14 protein-coding genes are annotated in these 16,280 nt (G+C 68.2%); all 14 read left to right on the forward strand.

What is annotated here, in order from left to right; genetic code table 11:
• Positions 1–27 precede the first annotated feature (27 nt).
• Positions 28–1,095, forward strand: coding sequence for a BMP family ABC transporter substrate-binding protein (locus tag FJX73_02650; protein ID MBM3469676.1), 1,068 nt, complete (start codon positions 28–30; stop codon positions 1,093–1,095).
• Between the two features lie 43 nt (positions 1,096–1,138).
• Entirely contained in the window at positions 1,139–2,665 is a 1,527-nt protein-coding gene (locus FJX73_02655) for an ABC transporter ATP-binding protein (protein ID MBM3469677.1), read from the forward strand.
• Positions 2,662–3,804, forward strand: coding sequence for an ABC transporter permease (locus FJX73_02660; GenBank protein MBM3469678.1), 1,143 nt, complete (start codon positions 2,662–2,664; stop codon positions 3,802–3,804). Before FJX73_02655 ends, FJX73_02660 begins: the two co-directional genes overlap by 4 nt.
• 9 nt (positions 3,805–3,813) lie before the next feature.
• Complete coding sequence (locus FJX73_02665; protein ID MBM3469679.1) at positions 3,814–4,788, forward strand: ABC transporter permease; 975 nt, start codon at positions 3,814–3,816, stop codon at positions 4,786–4,788.
• Between the two features lie 4 nt (positions 4,789–4,792).
• On the forward strand, positions 4,793–5,635 hold the full coding sequence (locus tag FJX73_02670) for an MBL fold metallo-hydrolase (protein ID MBM3469680.1): 843 nt from the start codon (positions 4,793–4,795) through the stop codon (positions 5,633–5,635).
• The gene (locus FJX73_02675) at positions 5,632–6,525 is read left to right on the forward strand and encodes a hypothetical protein (GenBank protein MBM3469681.1); all 894 of its coding nucleotides are present in this window, start codon (positions 5,632–5,634) and stop codon (positions 6,523–6,525) included. Before FJX73_02670 ends, FJX73_02675 begins: the two co-directional genes overlap by 4 nt.
• A complete protein-coding gene (locus tag FJX73_02680; protein MBM3469682.1) occupies positions 6,522–7,478 on the forward strand; it encodes a pseudouridine-5'-phosphate glycosidase in 957 nt (318 codons plus the stop codon). Before FJX73_02675 ends, FJX73_02680 begins: the two co-directional genes overlap by 4 nt.
• A complete protein-coding gene (locus tag FJX73_02685) occupies positions 7,357–8,292 on the forward strand; it encodes a DUF4115 domain-containing protein (protein ID MBM3469683.1) in 936 nt (311 codons plus the stop codon). The genes FJX73_02680 and FJX73_02685 overlap by 122 nt, the downstream gene beginning before the upstream one ends.
• A 27-nt stretch (positions 8,293–8,319) precedes the next feature.
• The gene (locus FJX73_02690) at positions 8,320–9,558 is read left to right on the forward strand and encodes a competence/damage-inducible protein A (GenBank protein ID MBM3469684.1); all 1,239 of its coding nucleotides are present in this window, start codon (positions 8,320–8,322) and stop codon (positions 9,556–9,558) included.
• Positions 9,555–10,145 carry an RNA 2',3'-cyclic phosphodiesterase gene (thpR, locus tag FJX73_02695; GenBank protein MBM3469685.1) on the forward strand — a complete coding sequence of 197 codons (591 nt, stop codon included), beginning with the start codon at positions 9,555–9,557 and terminating at the stop codon, positions 10,143–10,145. The genes FJX73_02690 and thpR overlap by 4 nt, the downstream gene beginning before the upstream one ends.
• Positions 10,146–10,251: 106 nt before the next feature.
• Complete coding sequence (gene recA, locus FJX73_02700; GenBank protein MBM3469686.1) at positions 10,252–11,352, forward strand: recombinase RecA; 1,101 nt, start codon at positions 10,252–10,254, stop codon at positions 11,350–11,352.
• A gap of 30 nt (positions 11,353–11,382) precedes the next feature.
• Positions 11,383–12,048, forward strand: a complete 666-nt coding sequence (locus FJX73_02705) for a regulatory protein RecX (protein MBM3469687.1) — start codon at positions 11,383–11,385, stop codon at positions 12,046–12,048.
• Entirely contained in the window at positions 12,029–15,076 is a 3,048-nt protein-coding gene (locus FJX73_02710) for an ATP-dependent helicase (GenBank protein ID MBM3469688.1), read from the forward strand. Before FJX73_02705 ends, FJX73_02710 begins: the two co-directional genes overlap by 20 nt.
• A gap of 34 nt (positions 15,077–15,110) precedes the next feature.
• Entirely contained in the window at positions 15,111–16,223 is a 1,113-nt protein-coding gene (rmuC, locus tag FJX73_02715; protein MBM3469689.1) for a DNA recombination protein RmuC, read from the forward strand.
• Positions 16,224–16,280: the final 57 nt, after the last annotated feature.

Here is a 16,280-nt window from a genome sequence, read left to right on the forward strand (position 1 = left end):
CAGCAGGTGAAGAGAGGGGTGGTTGGGATGAAGCAGGTCGCGGTGCGCGCTGCGGCGCTGGTACTCGTGGCGCTGGCGGTACTGGTATGGTCGGCCGGTCCTCCGGCCGCGCAGGCGCAGGCCCCCAAGAAGCTGCTGATAGGAATGGTCTACGATGTGGGAGGCCGGGGAGACCTGTCCTTCAATGACATGGCCTACGCGGGTCTAGCGCGGGCCCAGAAGGAGTTTGGGGCCAGGGTCCAGACGAAAGACCTGGAGCCGACCGCGGGCGGCGAAAACCGAGAGGAGCTGCTGCGCCTCCTGGCCGGCGAGAAGTACGACCTGATCTTCGGCATTGGATTCCTGTTCACCGACAGCATCACCCGCGTGGCCAAGGCGTTCCCGGGCGTGAAGTTCGGCATCGTGGATGGGTTCATTGACAAGGAACCCAACGTGGCCAGCCTGCTCTTCAACGAGCACGAAGGATCCTTCCTGGTTGGCGCCGCGGCGGCGCTGAAGTCCAAGACGGGCAAGGTCGGGTTCGTCGGCGGGATGAAGATCCCCCTGATCGAGAAGTTCGAGGCCGGTTTCATCGCCGGTGCGAAGTTCGTCAAGCCCGGCGTCCAGGTTTTCTCTGACTACGCCGGGACGACCGGCGAGGCGTTCCGCGATCCGGTGAAGGGCAAGGAGCTCGCGACCGCCCAGTACGACCGCGGAGCGGACATCATCTACCACGCATCGGGCGGCACCGGAATCGGCGTCTTCGAGGCCGCGGTGGCCAAGAAGAAGTGGGCGATCGGCGTGGATGCCGATCAGTCCCTGACGGCCAAGCCCGACCAGCGCGGGCGCATCCTCACCAGCATGATGAAGCGCGTGGATGTGGCGGTCTACTCGACGATCAAGGCGATCGTGGGCGGTACCTACAAGGCCGGCGTCCAGTCGTTTGGGCTGAAGGAAGGCGGCGTGGGCTACGCCGTGAACGACTACAACCGCGAGATGATGAAGGATATCGTGCCGCGGCTGGAAGCTCTCAAGAAGGACATCATTGCCGGAAAGATCAAGGTTCCATCCGACAAGACGCAGTTGGAGGCATTTCTGAAGGGGATCAAGCGCTAGGCCTGCTGCGGGGGCGGCGCGCGGCGCCGCCCCCGCTCCGCATATGTCCGCCGTAATCGAGCTCACCGAGATCACAAAGCGGTTCCCAGGGGTGCTGGCCAACGACCGCATCTCCCTGGCGGTCGCGCCCGGTGAGATCCATGCGCTCGTTGGGGAGAACGGCGCGGGCAAGTCCACACTGATGAAGATCCTCTACGGGCTCTACGAGCCCGACGGGGGATGGATAGCGATCCGTGGCCATCGGGTCACGCTCGACAGCCCTAGCCGAGCCATCGCCGCGGGCATCGGCATGGTGCACCAGCACTTCATGCTCATCCCACGCTTCTCCGTGGCCGAGAACGTCATCCTAGGATCCGAACCGGCGCGGGCGGGCCGGTTGTCCCTGAACACGGCGCGCGCGCAGATTCGCGCCCTCGCCGACCAGTACGGCCTGACGCTCGATCCGGATGCGGAGGTCGGCACGCTGTCTGTCGGAGAGCAGCAGCGCGTGGAGATCATCAAGGTGCTATACCGGGGGGCCGAGATCCTCATCCTGGATGAGCCCACGGCGGTGCTCACGCCCCAGGAGGTTGACGACCTCTTCACCAACCTGCGGCGTCTGCGCGCGGAGGGCAAGACCATCCTGTTCATCAGCCACATCCTGGAGGAGGTCCTAGACATCGCCGATCGTATCTCGGTGCTGCGCGGCGGCCGCGTTGTCGGCACCCTCGAGGCGGCGGGCGCGACCAAGGCCCAGATAGCCGAGATGATGGTGGGGCGTCCCGTTCTGATGGAACTCGAGGTGCCGCCGGTAGAACCCGGTCCCGTCCGCCTGGAGGTCGAGGGCCTGGCCGTGCCGGGAGCCCGCGGCAGGCCTGCGGTGCGCGGGGTGTCGTTCTCCGTAAGGGCAGGGGAGATCCTGGGCATCGCCGGTATTGAGGGAAACGGTCAGAGCGAGCTTGTGGAGACGCTGGTGGGCCTGCGGGCACCGGCGGCCGGGCGGCTGCGCATAATGGGAGAGGACTTGACCCAGGCCGGGCCCCGGGCGATCAGGTTGATGGGTGTGGCCCACATCCCCGAAGACCGGCACAGACGCGGTCTGGTCCTCCCCCTGGAGGTGTGGGAGAACCTGATCCTGGGGCACCACGTCCGGCCGGAGTTCGGACGTGGATTCCTGCTCGATCGCGGCGCCATCGGCAGCTTCGCGAGCGAACGGGCGGAGCGGTTCGACGTGCGTACGCCGTCGCTCCGGACGCCCACGCTGGCGCTCTCAGGAGGCAACCAGCAGAAGGTAATCGTCGCCCGTGAATTCGGATTCGCGCCGTCGGTGCTGATCGCGGCTCAGCCAACGCGGGGCCTGGACATAGGCGCCACCGAGTTCGTCCGGCGTCAGATCCTGGCGGCCCGCTCTGCCGGGATGGCCGTGGTCCTGGTCTCGGCGATGCTCGAGGAGGTCCTCTCGCTGGCCGACCGTGTGGCGGTCATGCACGCAGGGGCCATCGTCGCCGAGTTCCCCCGGGGTACCGTCACGCCGCGTGAGATCGGACTGTACATGACCGGCGCCAAGCGCGCCGAGGGCGTGCCGGCATGAGCACGCGGGTCCGGCTGGCCGTGCTGCAGGCCGCGGCGCCCCTGCTGGCCATCGCGTTCGGAGCGGTCGTCGCCTCCGGGATCATCCTGGCGATCGGTAAGGACCCCCTGGAAGTCTACGGCCTGATGCTGCGGTTCAACCTCACCCGGTCCGACAGCGTGGCGGCGATCCTTCTCAAAGCGACCCCGCTGACGTTCGCCGGCCTGGCGGTGGCGCTCTCATTTCGCGCGAATCTATGGAACATCGGGGTAGAGGGGCAGTACGCGGTGGGCGCGTTCGCGGCGGCGTATGTCGCGTTTGGCGTGCGTGGACTGCCCGCAGCCATCCACCTGCCCCTGGCGGTACTGACCGGCGTCGCAGGCGGGGCGCTGTGGGCGCTGCTTCCGATCGTGCTCAAACTCCGGCGTGGGGCGCACGAGGTCATTACCTCGATCATGATGAACTACATCGCCGCCGCTCTGGTCCTGTACCTGCTCGCCGATGTCTTCCGCGACCCGACGCAGGCGGGCACGCCCCGCGTTCGCACCCCGCTCTTTGAGGACAGCGCCCGCATTCCCCTGCTGCGTCCGGTGCTGCAGCTCGTGGGGATAGGGATCCCGGAACACTCGGCGCTCAACTGGTTCCTGCCGCTGGGGTTGGTGCTGTGCCTGGCTGCGGCCTATCTGCTGGCCCGCACGCGCTTCGGGTATGAGGTCCGGGCCGTGGCGCTGAACCCTGATGCCGCCGAGGCCGCCGGCATCAGGATCGCTCGCACGCAGTTCTACATGTTCTTGGCCAGCGGCGCCGTGGCAGGACTGGTGGGGCTGTCCGACGTGCTCGGGTTCTTTGGATACTTCGACATTGACTTCCCAAAGGGACTGGGCTTCCTGGGGATCTCGGTGGCGCTGCTGGCCAGGAATGATCCGTTGGGGGTCGTCCCAGCGGCGCTGCTCTTCGGCTTCCTGGACCGGGGCGCGCAGGGAGTCCAAGTGTTCTCAGGGGTCCCGCGCGAGGTGATCACGATCCTGCAGGCGGTGATCATCCTGGCGATCGTGGTTGGGTACGAGCTGGTGACCCGCTACGTCCGCGCGCAACGCAAGCGCGAGGCCGAGCGCGCGGTAGCCGGGCCGTCCGACGCAACTGTGGGGGAAGGGGGGTAGGCCGTGGAACTGCTGGCCGCCCTCCTGAACGTGGCGCTGCTGGCCTCGGCGGTGCGATTGACGGTGCCCATTCTCCTAACCGCCCTGGGAGCAGTCTACTCCGAGCGTGGCGGCGTCGTGAACATCGGGCTGGAAGGCATCATGATAATGGGCACGTTCTTCGGCGCCTCGGTGACGCACCTGGTCGCCACGATCCTCCCCGTCCATGGGTCCGAGGCCGGCGCCACGCACGCAATCGCGCCCGTGGCCGGCATGCTGGCGGCGATGGCCGCCGGCGTGTTGTTCTCGCTCGTCCACGCCGTCGTGGCTGTGACATTCCGCGTGAACCAGATCATCAGCGGCGTGGTGTTGAACCTGCTGGCGGTTGGACTGGCACGGTTCCTGAACATCCTCTTCTTCGGCGTGGCCACGCAATCCCCCGGCATCAACGGGTTCGAGCCGTGGAGCGTGCCCGTACTGCGCGACGTGCCGGCCCTGGCTCCGCTTGCCACCGGCATCTCGCCGGTAATCCCGTCTGCACTGGTCCTCCTGGGGCTCGGCCACTGGGTGCTGCTGCGCACCGTATTTGGGCTGCGCCTGCGGGCGGTTGGCGAGCACCCGCTGGCGGCGGATACCCTTGGGATCAACGTGACGGTGATGCGCTACGCGGGCGTGCTCATAAGCGGCGCCCTGGCAGGACTGGCCGGCGGGTATCTGTCGATCGAGCAGGGCCGGGGCTACCTGGAAGGGATGACGCAGGGCCGTGGTTTCATCGCGCTGGCCGCGATGATCTTCGGCAACTGGTGGCCGGTGGGCGCCCTGGGGGCCTCGGCGTTGTTTGGGTACTTCGACGCGCTCAGCCTGCGCGTCGTGCACACGCGTATCCCCTACCAGTTCATCACCGTGCTGCCGCACATCGCGACCATCTTTGTGCTGGCCGGCTTCATGCGGAGGGCTGTGCCTCCGGCCGCGGACGGCATCCCGTACACCAAGGAGGAGGCGTAAGGCCGTGATACTGATCCGCCGGTACGGACCCGTGACCCAGATCCGCATGGCGCGGGCCCTGGCCAGGCGGCCCCTCTACTGGACGTGCGCCTATCACGTGGACGGCCTGCTGATTGACACGGGCTGCGTGCATACGGCCGGTGAGCTCGCGGCGGCGCTGGACGGAAGCGGCCTCACGCAACTGGTCAACACGCACCATCACGAGGATCACGTCGGAGGGAACGCGGCGATAGGCGCACGTTTCGGGGTCCAGGCACACATCCATCCACTGGGGATCGAGCGGTTGCGGCACCCGGATGCGCACCTCCCGCTCTATCGGCGGGTGGTGTGGGGGAGGCCGGCCCCATACGATCCCCTTCCGCTGGGAGACAGCGTTGCCACAGACCGGTACTCCTTTCACGTCCTCCATGCGCCCGGACACAGCACCGACCAGGTGGTGCTGTTCGAGGAGCGGGAGGGCTGGCTGTTCAGTGCCGACCTGTTCCTGGGTGAGCGGGTCAAGTACCTGCGACGGGACGAGCGGCTGGGCGATAGTCTTGAATCGCTGCGCCGCGTCGCCGCCCTCCCGGTCACCCGGCTGTTCTGCGGCCTCGGCGCGGTGATGGACGACGGCCGAGGAGCCCTGCGCGGCAAGCTTGCCTATTGGGAGGAGGTCTGCCAGCGGGTTGTGGGGCTGCGCGCCGCCGGCATGTCCGCGGCCGAGATAAGGCGCTCCATTCTTGGAGCCGAAGGATTCATGCGGTGGATCAGCTCGGGCGACTTCTGCAAGCAGTACCTGGTGGACCAGGTGCTTTCAATCGGTGCCCGGGGTTCATCTCAGGGACCGCCCGGCCAACGAGACGCATGATGCAAGGCGGCATCGTACTGGTCGGCGGTGCGCTGGTGGACGTGCGCGCCACCGCCTCGGGCACGCTGGAGCCGGGCCGGTCCGTGCCAGGGAAGGCGCGGCTGCTGCCCGGCGGAGCCGCGCGCAACGTCGCCGTGAACCTGGCCCGCCTGGGCCACAGGGTGACCCTGTTGACCGCGGTGGGGGACGATCCGCTGGGCCGCTGGCTGGTGGATGCCACGGCCTGTCAGGGCGTGGATACGGGCGGTCTCCTGGTCCGCCCGCAGCCCACAGGGCTGTTCGTTACCGTGGGGAAGTGCAATGACGCCTCCTGGAGCGTCGCCGATGCCGGGCCGGTGGAGTCGCTGCGCCCGGCCGACTTGGAGCCCTGGCGTCGGGCAATTGCCGCGGCCGGGGTTCTCGTGAACGACGCCAACCTCTCACAGGACGCCCAGGCATTCCTGGTAGCGATGGCAGACAGCGTGCCGCGCGTCCTTCTGGCCACCTCGCCTGACAAAGCGGTGCGGCTACGGTCATCGCTCCGCGGCGCTGCGGCAGTGGTGTGCAACCGCGATGAGGCCGGCGTCCTGGCAGGGGTGGTAGGGGAGCCAGACTGGCAGGTCCTGGGCGCTGCGCTGGTGGCTGCCGGCGCCGGTCGCGCAGTTATCACGCAGGGTGAAGGGGGCGTCGGCGTGGTGGCGCCTGATGGGATGGCGTTCGAGCCGGCCGTCCGCGTTTCCATGGTGGATCCTACCGGAGCCGGCGACGCGGTCGCTGCGGCCGCGGTGCACGGCTACCTGACCGGCATGACACCGGCCCAGACGGCGGGTCTGGCCGTTTCAGCGGCGGCCTGCGTGGTGCAATCTTCCGAAAACACCCCGGCGGCGCTCGCCGCCCTACTGCGGACATGACCCCGCCCGCATCCTCCTGGATTCGCATCGCGCCGGAGATCACCGCCGCCCTCGACGCAGGCGGAGGGGTGGTGGCTCTTGAGAGCGCTGTGCTCTCGCACGGCCTGCCGCAGGCGCAGGGCCGCGCGCTGGCCCGTCGCCTAGATGGGACTGTTCGGATCGCTGGAGCGGTTCCTGCCCTGGTCGCGGTACGAGAGGGCCGCGTGGAGGTCGGGGTTGATCCTTCCGACGTAGGGTTTCTGTTCGATGCGGGCGTCGTGAAGATCTCCTCGCGTGACCTGGGTGCGGCCGTTGCGCTGCGGCAGTCCGGCGGCACAACGGTGGCCGGCACCCTTGTTGCCGCCCATGCCGCGGGCATCCGGGTGATGGCCACCGGTGGGATCGGTGGGGTTCACATCGGGGCCGAGGCCAGCCGGGACATCTCGGCGGACTTGCTTGCGCTGAGCCGCTTTCCGCTGGTCGTCGTGTGCGCGGGACCCAAGGCGATCTGCGATCCCCACTGGACCTGGGAGGCCCTGGACACCCTGGGTGTCTCAGTTGTCGGCTTTCGCACCGATACGCTGCCCGCGTTCCTGGCGCGCTCCACAGGCATCGCGGTGTCATGCCGCGTCGAGACCGCCCGCGATGTGGCCGCGATCGCGAAGTCCAAGGCAGAGATGCGCGATCCGTCGGCGCTGCTCGTGGTGCAGCCCCCTCCTCCGGAGGTCGCGATGGATGGGCAGGGGCTGTCCCGCGCTGTCACCACGGCTCTGGAGCGGGCCAGGGCCGCGGCGGTGGGCGGCGCAGCCCTGACCCCCTATCTGCTGAGGGAGATCGCCGAGGTCACGGAAGGTGAGGCGTTGGCTGCCAACCTTGCCGTCCTGGAGGCCAACGCATCGCTGGCCGCGGCGGTGGCCGTGGAGATCTCCCACCCGGGCAGGGACGCGCGGCACGGAAAAGGAAAACAAGGATAACGTGACAACGTCGCCGCGGCTCCAGGACCAGCACGACGCCGCCCAAATCGGCGCCACCCTGCGGTCAGCACGCGCGGCCCGCGGCATCTCCCTGGCCGAGCTGCACGCCCGCACGAAGATCAGCACCGGCTACCTTGTCGCGCTCGAGGAAGGGCGCCTGGGCGCGCTGCCTCCTGTGGCGTTCACCCGCGGGTTCCTGCGGACCGTGGCAGGCGAGCTGGGCGTGGATCCCGAGCCCCTGGTACGGAGTCTCAACGCGGCCATGGCAGCGGAGGGAGCAGAACGGCCGGAGGGCTGGCAGCGCATGGGATCGGCTATCGTTACGGTGGCAGCGACGTCGCCGCTGAAGCGGCGCGCGATCTCCCTCGTGCTCGTGGCGCTCCTTGTCTTTCTCGCAACGGTCGTTCTCATGACCCTGCAGCTGCGGGAGTTCGCGCAGCCCGTGCCGTCGGCCGCCCCGCCGGATGGCGCAGCCACGCCGGCGGCCCCGGCTCCATCCCCGGTTTCCCCTCCGGAGGTGGGGCCACGAGAGGCGCAGCCACCATCCGGCGCCACGCCCGCGGACCGGGAAGTGACGGTCGAGGTGCGGGCGACGGGCCGATCCTGGCTGCTCGTTCAGGCCGGGAGGGGGACCCTCTTCGAAGGGTTCATCAATGCCGGAGGCGTGATGCGGTGGCAGAGCCGAACCCCGATCTCGCTCCGCGCGGGCAACGCCGGCGCCGTTACCCTGGTTGTGAACGGATCTGCACTCGGAACCTACGGGCGGCCGGGTGAGGTTGTGGATCGAACCTTCCAGCCGGGCGCACCTCCGTGAGAGGCGTCGGGGAGTCGTCAGGACGCGATGCGCGCTGAGTTGATCTCCGTTGGTACCGAGCTGCTCCTCGGGCAGATCACCGACACAAACGCGACCTATCTGGCGAGGCTCCTGGCATCTTATGGCGTGGACGTGCTCGCGAAGCAGACCGTGGGCGACAACCTTGAGCGCGTCCGCGCGGCCGTGAGCCTCGCGTTGACACGGTCGGATCTTGTGATCACGACAGGAGGCCTGGGGCCCACCGAGGACGACCTTACGGCCGAGGCAGTGGCGCTCGCCGCAGGGCTGCCGATGGTCCGCCACGAGGAGACCGCCGACCGTATCGCCGGCTTCTTCGCCAGGCGCGGCCGAACGCCCGTGGCCTCGGTCTTTCGGCAGGCCCAGATACCATCTGGGGCGCAGGTCATTCCAAACCGAAGAGGCACCGCGCCGGGCCTGCTCGTTCCTATCGGCCAGCAGGTGGTCTTCATGTTTCCCGGTGTGCCGGCGGAGATGGAGGCGCTGGTCGCCGATGGGCTGGTGCCCTGGCTGGCTGAGCGCGTTGGAGATCAGGTCATCCGGTCGCGCGTGCTGCGCATCGCCGGCATGGGTGAGTCGCTGGTCGAGGAACGGGTTCGGGACCTCGTGCACGGCGCCAACCCAACGGTGGCGCCGCTTGCCAAGTTGGGGGAGGTTCACCTGCGGATCACGGCCAAGGGTCCGCCCGCCACGGCATCCGCCCTGATAGACCAGGCCGAAGCCGGGCTCAGGGAGAGACTTGGGGATGCGGTCTTCGGCGTGGACGACGAGACGCTGCAGGCCGCGGTAGCCCGGCTCCTGATTGAGCGAGGACTGACCCTGGCGATCGCGGAGTCGTGCACGGCAGGCGTGCTGGCCTCGCGCCTGACCGAGATCCCGGGCAGCTCGGCGTTCATGCTGGCCGGGTTTGTGGCCTACAGCAACGAGGCGAAAGTACGTGATCTCGGCGTGGAGGCAGAGACCATCGCCGCGCACGGCGCTGTCAGCGCCGAGGTGGCCGGGGCGATGGCCGAGGGCGCCCGGGCGCGGGCGCGAGCCCGCGTCGGCGTGGCCGTCACGGGCATAGCCGGGCCCGACGGCGGCACGCCGGCCAAGCCGGTCGGGCTGGTGTATCTCGCCACTGCAACGGACGCCGGCACGCGCACCGAGGAGGTTCGCTTCGGCGCCGAGGCCGGCAGAGCAGGAATACGCCACCTGGCCGCACAGGCCGCGCTCAACCTCATCCGGCTTTCGGTGCTTGAGCGATGACCCTCTACAGGACCTTCATTGCGGTTGAGTTGAGCGACGAATCCCGGCGCCTGGTGGCCGAGATACAGGAACGGCTGCGTACGGCCGGGGCTGCGCTCCGATGGGTCAGGCCGGAAAACCTGCACTACACCTTGTCCTTCCTGGGCGAGATCCCGGCCGCACAGGTGGCCCGCGCGGTCGTGGCGACGCGCAACGCGGCCGGCCGGATCGTGCCCTTCCAGGTGTATATTGGCGGCCTGGGTGCCTTTCCAAGTTTGGAGCGGCCCCAGGTGGTCTGGGTCGGATGCACCGAGGGGGCTGAGGCCCTCGGGCGCCTGGCCGGGGAAGTGAAGGCGGCGCTGGACCGGGAACGCCTGCCGTCAGATCCAAAGCCATTCCGCCCCCATCTGACCCTGGGCCGCGCAAAGGACAACCGCCAGTGGGGGGATCTGGTGCGGGCCGTCCGGGCGCACCGCGATTCCGCGGTCGGTCAGGAGTGGGTGAGGGCGGTTACCGTCATGGAGAGCCGGCTGACGCCTGACGGTCCGATCTACACGCCTCGGGAGAAGGTCCTTCTGGGCCACGGATTGAACTCCACGGGTACGTAGGCCCCAAATCTGGTATATCGGCCGGGTCGGGGAGCGATTGCGGGATTGACACGCGAACATTTGTTTGGTATTCTTTGGCTACTGTGTTATGGGGAGGTCGGAGGAGATGACTGAGCGCCAACGGGCTCTGGACCTGGCCCTCTCCCAGATAGAGAAGCAGTTCGGCAAGGGCTCCATCATGAAGTTGGGCGAAGCCAGCGCAAGGCTCCAGGTCGAGGTCATCTCGACCGGGGCCCTGGGTCTCGATCTGGCGCTGGGCGTCGGCGGCGTTCCCAGGGGACGCGTGGTCGAGATCTACGGCCCTGAGGCGTCTGGCAAGACCACGCTCGGCTACCACATCATCGCTGAGGCGCAGCGCGAAGGGGGCGTCGCGGCGTTCATTGACGCGGAGCACGCGCTCGATCCCACGTATGCAAAAGCAGTGGGAATGGACGTAGACAACCTGCTCCTCTCCCAGCCCGACAGCGGTGAGCAGGCCTTGGAAATAGCCGAGACCCTCGTGCGCAGCGGCGCCGTGGACGTCGTCGTCGTGGACTCCGTGGCAGCCCTTGTGCCGCGCGCGGAACTGGAGGGCGAGATGGGCGACGCCCACGTCGGGCTGCAGGCGCGCCTCATGTCGCAGGCCCTCCGGAAACTGGTCGGCACCATCAGCCGGTCGCGCACGATCGTGGTCTTCATAAACCAAATCCGCGAGAAGATCGGGGTGATGTTCGGAAACCCCGAGACCACTACCGGGGGCAGGGCGCTCAAGTTCTACTCGTCGGTCCGCATGGAGATACGCAAGATCGAGAACCTCAAGAGCGGGGACGAGGTCCGGGGGATGCGGGCCCGCGTCAAGGTCGTCAAGAACAAGGTCGCCCCTCCGTTTCGCGATGCGGAGGTTGATATCTACTACGGCCACGGGATCTCGCGCAGCGCGAGCATCCTCGATGTGGCCACGGCGACGGGTCTGGTCCAGCGTTCGGGGGCCTGGTTCACTTACGGCGACCTGCGTCTGGGACAGGGGCGCGACAACGCGCGCGAGTTCCTGGACAGCAACGCAGAGGTAGCCGGCGAGATTGACCGCCGCGTGCGCGAGTCCCGCGGACTGCTTCGCACAAGGGAGGCCGCGGTGGCCTCGCCGGCCGAACCGGAAGCCCGACCCGCTCCGGCTGCCGCCCGCCCTGCGCCAGCGGCGCGCCTGGTGCCGGCGAAGCCTCGAGGGTAGCCGACGGAGCGCAGCCCTGCGGCCGGACGCATGAGCCCGCGGGTGGCGCGCCTGCGGGTTTCCGCGCGCGAGCCCGGGGTGTGCCGGGTAGAGATCGAGGGCGTCGGACGGTTCCAGGTAGACGCCCGGACCGTCGGTGCGCTTGGCCTGGCCGAGGGCCAGGCCATTGCCCCGGAGGTGGTCGGCCGTCTTGTCAGCGCCGCGGAGCGCCAGAGGGCCAGGACCGTAGCCCTGGGCCTTCTGCAACGGCGGCTGCGCAGCCGCGCGGAGCTGGAGAGCGCGCTGCGCCGGCGGGGAGTGCCGCGGGATGAAGCACTTGCCGCAATCGGCGAACTCGCGCGGTCAGGATGGATAGACGATGCGCGGTTCGCGCGCGCGTGGATCGCCGACCGCCTGGCCCTACGGCCCAGCGGCGCGCGGAGGTTACGAACGGAGCTGGCCATACGCGGCGTTGCGCCGGCGGTCATTGCCGAGGCGCTGGCGGCTCAGTTGCTTCCAGAACAGGAGGAGGCCATGGCACTGCGCCAGGCAGGGGATCGCCTGCGCCGCCTGAGGGGGCTTCCTCCAAACGTCGCACGGAGGCGCCTGGTGGGATGGTTGCAGCGCCGCGGCTATTCGTCCGGCACAATCGCACGCGCTCTTCGGAAGGTAGGACCGCCCGGCGAGGGCAGCCCCGATGACGACTCCTCGGACTGAATCAGGACAGCAGCAGCCGGGCCAGCTCTCCCTCGACCTGGCGTCCGGGGACCACTCGCAGGCAGGCGACGATGCGGCCGGACGGGCGTTGGAGGGTCTCACACCGAGCCAGCTTGCCGCGGTGACCCATGGCGACGGCCCCCTGCTGATCGTGGCCGGCGCGGGCACTGGGAAGACGACGGTTATCACGCGGCGCATCGCGTGGCTGATCGCCAGCCGGCGCGCGCGCCCCTCTGAGATCCTTGCGCTGACGTTCACCGACAAGGCGGCCGGGGAGATGGAGGCGCGCGTGGACCAGCTCGTGCCCTACGGCTACGTGGATGCGTGGATCAGCACGTTCCACGCCTTCGGCGACAGGGTGCTGCGCGAGCAGGCGCTTGAGGCCGGGCTGGTGCCTGATTTCCGGGTGCTGTCACGGCCCGAGCAGTTCATCTTCGCCCGCGACCGGCTCTTCGAGATGCCGCTGGAGAGATACAGGCCTCTGGGCGATCCGACGCGGTACGTTGACGCGCTGCTCACCCTGATCGCCCGCGCGAAGGACGAGGACATATCCCCGGAAGCGTACGAGGCGTTCGCTGAGCGCCTCGTACTGGACAGCCAGGCAGGCGGCGACGGGTCCGCACCAGGGGAGGATGCCGGAGCGCACCTCGAGATTGCCAGGACCTACGCTGCATACCAGCGCCTGCTGCGCGAGGCGGGTCGGGTGGACTTCGGCGACCTGATCTCGATCCCCCTCCGGTTGTTCCGCGACCGCCCCGAGATTCTGCGGCGGTATCAGGAACGGTTTCGCTACATCCTGGTGGACGAGTTCCAGGACACGAACCACGCGCAGTTTGAGCTCGTGAAACTCCTGGCCGCGGCGCACCGCAACCTCACGGTGGTTGGAGACGACGATCAGGCGATCTACAAGTTCCGTGGCGCGGCGATCAGCAACATCCTGGGGTTTGCGGCCGCGTATCCCGACGCCGCGCAGGTGGTGCTCACCGACAACTTCCGATCGCCCCAGACGGTGCTGGACGCCGCCTACCGCCTGATCCAGCACAACAACCCCGATCGCCTCGAGGTACGCAACCAGCTCGACAAGCGGCTCAGCGCGCGCAAGCCGGACGGCCCGCTTGTCAGGCACCTCCACCACGATACCCTCACCAGCGAGGCCGAGGCCGTGGCAGAGGCCATCGCCGAGCACATCCATGCGGGCGGGCGGGCGAAGGACTGCGCGATTCTGGTGCGGGCCAACCGCGATGCCGATCCGTTCATGCGGGCCCTGAACCTCCGCGCGATCCCCTGGTGGTTCTCCGGAACGCGCGGCCTCTACGACCGCGAGGAGATCAGGGTGGCGCTGGCGTTCCTGCGCGTCCTGGCCAACCCTGCCGACAACCTGAGCATGTACTACCTGGGAACGTCAGGGCTCTACCTGGTCAACGGCACCGAGATGGCGCTGGCACTCAACCAGGCGAACCGGCGCCACAGGTCGCTGGAGCACACCTTCCGGAACCTGCATACGGTCCCCGAGCTAAGCGCCGAGCTGTCCCCTGAGAGCAGGGTCTCCATTGCCCGCCTCCTCGAGGACTTAGACGAGATGCGCGCGCTGATGCGCCACCACCCAACAGGGCGCGTGCTGTACGAGTACCTGGTCACGCGCACGGGCTACATCCGCCGCCTGGCCACCTCCGAGCAGCCCGGCGACGAGGTGAAGGTGGCGAACCTGGCGCGTCTCTTCGACATCGTGGCACGCCACGGTGAGGTTGCCGTGTACGATCGCGTGCCCGAGTTCGTGCGGCGCATGGAGGACCTGATCTCGGCCGGCGACGATCCTCCGTCCCCGGAACCCGATACGGAGTTCGACGGCGTGCAGGTCCTGACCGTGCACAAGGCCAAGGGATTGGAGTTCCCGGTCGTGTTCCTGGTCAACTGCGTTGCCGATCGGTTTCCGTCGCGCGGCCGCTCCGAGCCCTTGCAGATCCCCGATGAGCTGGTGAGGGACAAGGAAGTCCTGCCCTCGGGGGACGGCCATCTTCAAGAGGAACGGCGGTTGTTCTATGTGGGCATGACGCGGGCGAAGCAACGGCTGGTGCTCACGAGCGGACGGGACTACGGGAACTCCCGGCCGCGCAAGCTCAGCCGGTTCATCCTGGAGGCCCTGGATGAGCCGACGGTGGACCAGGTGGCTTTCAGGGCCTCGGCGATCGAGGCCATCCAGAGGCACGCCCCTCCTGTCGACGCGCCCCCGTCGTTGCCAGGCATCCTTCCGTCCGAAGCACCGGTCCACCTGTCGTTCCGCCAGGTGGACGACTACCAGATCTGCCCTCTGAAGTACAAGTACACGCACGTGCTGCGCGTTCCGCTGTTGCGTGACCACCGGGTCGTGTACGGCGCGGCCGTTCACGCCGGGGCCATGGAGTACAACCGGCGGCGCGCGCGGGGACAGTCGGTCGCGCCCGAGCACCTGATCCAGGCATTCGAGCGTGCCTGGGCTGCCGAGGGGTTCATCAGCCGGGAGCACGAGGACCAGAGACTGGCCGAGGGACGCGAGGTCCTGCGAACCTTCTTGGCGTTCCAGCAGGCGTCCGGCACGGTTCCTACCATGGTGGAAGCCAAGTTCGCGGTTCAGGCAGGCAGCACCCGGGTGCGGGGCCGCTGGGACCGTGTTGACCTGCGCGCCGCACCGGATTCCGGCGGTAGTGACGAGGTGGTCATCATTGATTTCAAGACCACCGACGTGCGGGCCCAAAAGGACGCCGACCGCAGGGCGAAGGAGAGCCTGCAGCTCGACATCTACGCGCTCGCCTACCGGCATCACTATGGCCGCACCCCTGACCGGTTGGAGCTCCACTTCCTGGGACCCAGGCATGTGCTCGTGGGAACCGCCGCTCCCACCCAGGCGAAGCTCGATGCGGCGACCGAGGCGATCGAACGGTCGGCAGCCGGCATCCGCGGCCAGGAGTTCGCCGCAACCCCGGACTACTACCGGGCGTGCCGGTACTGCGCCTTTGCCTCGATATGCCCGTACACGGCAGAGGAGGACTAGCCTGCGCCCAGGCAGGTGAGGGAGGCGGGCTCGCATGGAAATCGTGAGTCTGGTGGTGACGGCAGTCGCGGCGGCCGTCCTCGCTGTGCTCGCGTCCCTGGCCCTCCAGAGGCGGCGTGAGGCCCCGGCAGGAGGGATGCTTCTGCTGCAGCAACAACTCGACGCCCTGCGCGGGCAGGTGACGCAGCGGCTTGACGAGGTGGGCCGGACCGTGAGCGAGCGGCTGGCGGAGAGTACGCTGATGGTGCAGCGCGCCAACGAGAGCCTGGGCCAGCGCCTCGATGCCAACCTCCAGATGGTAGGCCAGCGGTTCACCGAGACCACCGGCATGGTGACGACGGTGCACGAGCGGCTGAAGGGGGTCGAGGAAGCCGCCGGACGGATCTTCGACCTTGGAAAGGACCTGGCTTCGCTTCAACAGATCCTGCAGCCGCCGAAGATGCGCGGCGGGGTGGGGGAGCTGCTGCTCGAGAACCTGCTGCGGAACGGGCTGCCGCAGGGGGTCTTCGAGACCCAGTACCGCTTCGCTGACGGCACGGTGGTGGACGCCGTGATCAGGTTGGGCGGCAGCCTGGTGCCGGTGGACTCGAAGTTTCCCCTCGAGGCATTCCACTTGATCATGCGGGCGGACTCGGACGAGGAGAAGACGAGGGCCAGGCGTGAGTTTGACCGCCAGGTTCAGGTGCACGTCAAGTCAATCGCCGAGAAGTACATACAGCCACAGGAGGGCACATACGACTTCGCCCTGATGTACGTGCCGGCGGAGAACGTCTACTACGAAGCGGTGATGCGCGGCGACGAGGCCGGCGCGCTGTACTCGCTGGCCCTGAGCAAGAAGGTCATTCCCGTCTCGCCCACGACCTTCTACGCCTACCTGATGGCGATTGCCTACGGCCTGAAGGGCCTCCAGGTTGAGAAGCAGGCCGCGATGATCCGGGAGGGCCTGACCCACCTGGCCGTGGACATGGAGCGCATTCGCGATCTGCTCGGCAGGCTCGGCACCCAGCTCCGTCACTCCCAGGGCAACTACGAGCTGCTGCGCCGGGCGATGGACCGCTTCGGCGACCGCCTGGGAGGCCTGGGTGGCGTCCCCCTCCCGGAGGAGGCCGGGGACGCGCTGCCCCCGGCATCGCAGACCGATTCTTGACACTGTTTTCAGTCGCTCGGTACAATCTAGTGAAGGTGCAGCAAGTATCCTTCCAGA

The organism is Armatimonadota bacterium (assembly GCA_016869025.1).
Taxonomy (GTDB): domain Bacteria; phylum Sysuimicrobiota; class Sysuimicrobiia; order Sysuimicrobiales; family Humicultoraceae; genus VGFA01.